Origin of the sequence: Psychrobacter sp. 16-MNA-CIBAN-0192 (genome assembly GCF_040309565.1) — a bacterium.
Taxonomy (GTDB): domain Bacteria; phylum Pseudomonadota; class Gammaproteobacteria; order Pseudomonadales; family Moraxellaceae; genus Psychrobacter.
The window spans coordinates 1-230 of record NZ_JBEOOX010000796.1 but is presented as its reverse complement, the minus strand read 5'-3'; the positions used below and the strand labels follow the sequence as shown (position 1 = coordinate 230).

Genomic DNA, 230 nt, shown 5'->3' with positions numbered 1-230 from the left:
GCCTCGGCCAGGGCGTCGCGATTCCGCATGCGCGCGTCGACGGGATCGGCTCGGCCGTCGCGCTGTTCGTCCGCGCGCGATACCCGTTCACGTTCAACGCGCCCGACCGCAAGCCCGTGCGCGAATTCGTCGTGCTGGTTCTGCCGCACGCGGACGACCGTGCACACCTCGAACTGCTCGCCGACGCCGCGCGATGGTTCAGCGAACGCGCGATCCGGCAAGCGTCACGC

General features: G+C 70.9%; 1 protein-coding gene. It reads left to right on the top strand.

Annotation, left to right across the window (positions count from 1 at the left end):
• Positions 1–230 (top strand): PTS sugar transporter subunit IIA (locus AAEY78_RS15255; RefSeq protein WP_352340385.1); only part of this gene is annotated, 230 nt, incomplete at both ends.